Origin of the sequence: Amycolatopsis minnesotensis, from assembly GCF_039529815.1 — a bacterium.
GTDB classification, from domain to species: domain Bacteria; phylum Actinomycetota; class Actinomycetes; order Mycobacteriales; family Pseudonocardiaceae; genus Amycolatopsis; species Amycolatopsis minnesotensis.
This window is the reverse complement of the sequence record NZ_BAAANN010000036.1, coordinates 59,712-63,309: the sequence shown is the minus strand read 5'-3', so window position 1 is coordinate 63,309 and position 3,598 is coordinate 59,712. Positions and strand designations below refer to the sequence as shown.

The window sequence follows — 3,598 nt, the reverse complement described above, 5'->3', positions numbered from 1 at the left end:
GATCCGCTTCCTATCCTCGCCACTAAGAAATCCGACCAGCGGTCCTCTTAGGACGACTGCTTGTTCGCGTCGGAGTTCGATTCCGACAACTTCTTCGTGACGCCTTTCGTCTGCGTACCCACGTCGCCGATCGCACCGTCCAACTGGCTCAGAAAATCCATCGCGTGAGCCTGGCCGGGGACGACCACCTTGTTCCAGATCTCGGCGAAGTCGCCGCCGTTCGAACCGCGGTAGGCACCGGCATGACTCGTGTAGCTCCCGAACACGTTCCCGTACTCCGCGACCGCGCCCTTGAAGTCCGCCATCAGCGCGCGCGCCTCGTCCGCGACTCCGGCGATGTTGGACACACCGCCTTCGAGTACCGGAATATCCGCGGCCGTGCGATTTTCCTTCTTACTCATTGAACGACCTCCACATCTTGTCGATATCGGGGAACAGGGCGTCGATATCCGGCTTCTCCGAGAGCAGTTCGGAGACGTTCACGCCCTCCGGTGCCATGGCCGACGCCAACTCGGTGACGATGCCGCGTGACCTTTCCTGCGCACCGGTCACCACCTCGATGACGATGGCGCTCAGCTCGGCGGGGGAAAGATCCCGCCAGCGGTCACCGCGGAACTCCAGCTCGACCAGTTTCCCCTGGCCGTCCACGGTCGCTTTCAGCATCTTGTTCTTCGAGACGACGGTTTCCCGCACGGCGTGCATGTCTTCGACCGCGCCGGAGACCTTTTCGCGCTGCTCCTTCAACTCCGCGAGCAGCTTCGAAACCTCTTCTTCGTAGGGCGAATCCATCAGGCACTCCCTTCAGCGCGCGTCTCACCGGAGTCGTTCGTCTCATCGGGCGCCTTCACCTGTGCCACGGATTCGGCGGCATCGACGGGGTTCGCGGTGTCTTCCGGAGCCACGGAGCCGGTTGTCTCCGCGGTCGTCCCGGCCCGCTTGTCCGTCTTGTCGCGCCGTCCCTTGCCGGTGCTCGGCTTCGACGGAGTGTGGACGTGCATCGGCAACGGAACCTCGTCGGTGACACGGGGTCCACCGTCGGGACGACCGATGACACCACTGCCGAGATCGACGTCGGCGCCCCAGATCTCTTCGTCCTCCGACAACCAGGTCTGGCGTTCGCGCTCGCGGCCGCCACCGCCGCCACCCATACCGCCGCCCATGCCACCCATGCCGCCCATCGGGGGCATCATGGGCATTCCGCCACCGGGAGGGGCCCCTTGGCCGTTTCCACCGCCACCGCCACCGGAACCACCGGGACCGCCACCGAGCTGCCCCGACCAGTCCGACCAGCCCTCGCCCGCGAACCCGGAGTCGCCACCGGCGCCACCACCGGGGCCCGTTCCCGCGCCACCACCGCCGACGCCACCGGGACCACCGCCGGAACCGCCACCAGGCGGGCTGAAGTGCATGTCGCCACCGGCGTCACCAGGACCGTGCCCGCCGCCGCCCGGCGGTGGGATCTTCAGGTCTCCGCCGCCGGGGTGGTTCCCGTCCCCGCCACCGGGGTTGTCACCACCGATCTCCTTGTTGATCCGGTCCCAGACGTCGTCCGGCGACCACCCGTCCTCGCCATTGGGGTTCCTGTGCTCGCCGGGCGGGGTGCCGGGGATGTGCTCCTTGTCGCCGCCGTGCCCGTTGTCGCCGCCGTGCCCGTCGTCTCCGCCGGGATCGTTCCCGTTGATCTCGTTGTTGATCCGGTCCCAGGGGTTGTTCTCCTTGCCGATCCTGTCCCACGGGTTGTCCGGCGACCACCCGTCACCGCCGTCGCTGCCGTCGGGATCCTTGTTGTCCCCGAGCGAACGCCGGTTCAGGTCGGGACCGTTGCCACCAGGGTTGCCGCCGGGGTTGCCACCGGGACTACCGCCGGGGTTGCCGCCGAACGGGCCGATCGGCGGTGGTGGACCGTCTCCTCCCCGTCCGTTCGGGTCGTTCACGAACGGGTCGTCGGGGTCGCCGAGGCTCCCGTCGGGATCCGGGATGCTCTGGTTCACGCGATCGTTGGGACCGCCGTCGCCGCCGAGCGGAGGCGGCTTCTGGTCGCCACCGCTGCCGTCGTCACCGCCGGGAGGATTGAACGGCGGGGGCTTCTGGTCGCCACCGTCACCACCCACTGGGGGCGGCTTGTGGTCACCACCACCGCCGTCGTCACCGCCGACCGGGGGCGGCTTGTAGTCGCCCCCGTCACCGCCGGGCGGGTTGAACGGCGGCGGTTTCTTGTCGTTGTGGTCACCACCGCCGTCGTCACCGCCGGGCGGATTGAACGGCGGGGGCTTGCGATCACCACCGTCACCACCACCAGGGCCGCCACCGCCGGGGCCGCCGCCCGGTGGCACGTTGCCGATCGTCGGTGGGGTCACCGGTTCCAGCACGTGCAACGGGGCTTCGGCTTTCGCGTAGGCCTTGGCGAGTTTGTCCGCGGCGGCACGCGCTTCCGTGTCCATCGGATCCAGCACGGTCTTGCGCACGTGATCGCTGATGAAGGTGTTCATCAGGTTCCACACGCCGTTGGACCGGAGGTCTCCGTGGATCGAGGCGCCGCCCGGCAACGCGGGCGGGATGTCCCAGGTCAGGTGCCCATTCGTATCGTCGTAGGAAGTGGCGTCTTCCCCGTATTGCCCGTGATTCACCCCTCGCTTCGTGAAACCGACGGACTGGTCGTGCCGCCACGATTCATACGCCCCCAGCACCTCGTTGACGTACTTTTTCAGGCCGTACCACTTCTGGTAAGTATTGGCATAATCGAGCACGTAGTTGGGGTAGCCCCTGACGATGCCGACTCCGCGGATGTAGTGGCGAACGTTTTCCACGTAGGCGGTCACGGCGTCGTGCACCGAGGTCTGCAACGTCTTGTGCGCCCTGTTCCAGATGTCCGCCATGGTCCTGCCGAATTCGGAGAGGGCGCTCGCCAGGTCGATCATCTTTTCCGCGGGCTTGTGCCGGACCATCTGGCCGTGCAGCTTGGTCACCACGTCGTTGATCTGCCTGACCTGCCCCTGGATGGCGTAGGCGGCACGCCCTTTGAACTCCGAATCGGGGCTGGCTATCTGCTTCAGGTAGGTCGCCGAAGTGGCGGCCGCGTCCTTCAACCAGTCCTCGTAGTGGTGGATCATATTATATGCGGCGATAAAGCGCTGGACGCTGATCTTGTTCACGTTTCCGCGCTGCAGGTCCACCATGAACTCGTTGGTCTTGGACACCGCACTGGTCCAGGAGGTGAGCAGGTCGTCATTGTAGTTGATCTTGAAGAAGACATTATCGAAGGCCGTGTAGGTGATCGCGCCGCTACCTGCGCTGTTTTTCGCATCCCCGCTGGAACTACCATCGTCGGTACTGCCACCCTGGGCGAACTTCAGCCAGCCGGTATCCGCGTTGGAACCGGTTTCCAGGATGGAGTGCAGGTCCTTCCCGATTCCGGCGATCAGGTAGAGAATCTGCTCGTAGTTCAGCGTGCTCGCATCGGCGTTCGTGTCGACAGAGGGATCTTTGACATTGCCGCTTCCGCCGCCGCCGATGTACCCGTCTTTGCCGCCGCTTCCTTCGTTATTGCCGCCTTTGCTGTCCTTGTTCTTGTCCGGGTCGTCTTTGCTGTCAGCCACGA

Annotated in this window: 3 protein-coding genes; all 3 read right to left on the bottom strand. The window is 65.6% G+C overall.

The window, feature by feature from the left end; translation table 11 throughout:
- Window positions 1-47: 47 nt before the first annotated feature.
- Genes ABD256_RS34310 through ABD256_RS34300 form a run of 3 tightly spaced genes read right to left on the bottom strand, consistent with a single transcriptional unit; the run spans window position 48 to window position 3,596 of the window.
- Window positions 48-401 carry a hypothetical protein gene (locus ABD256_RS34310; protein ID WP_344428773.1) on the bottom strand — a complete coding sequence of 118 codons (354 nt, stop codon included), beginning with the start codon at window positions 399-401 and terminating at the stop codon, window positions 48-50.
- The gene (locus tag ABD256_RS34305; RefSeq protein WP_344428771.1) at window positions 394-789 is read right to left on the bottom strand and encodes a YbaB/EbfC family nucleoid-associated protein; all 396 of its coding nucleotides are present in this window, start codon (window positions 787-789) and stop codon (window positions 394-396) included. Before ABD256_RS34305 ends, ABD256_RS34310 begins: the two co-directional genes overlap by 8 nt.
- Window positions 789-3,596 (bottom strand): hypothetical protein, encoded by a 2,808-nt coding sequence (locus tag ABD256_RS34300; RefSeq protein WP_344428769.1) that lies wholly within the window; start codon window positions 3,594-3,596, stop codon window positions 789-791. The genes ABD256_RS34305 and ABD256_RS34300 overlap by 1 nt, the downstream gene beginning before the upstream one ends.
- Between the last annotated feature and the right edge of the window lie 2 nt (window positions 3,597-3,598).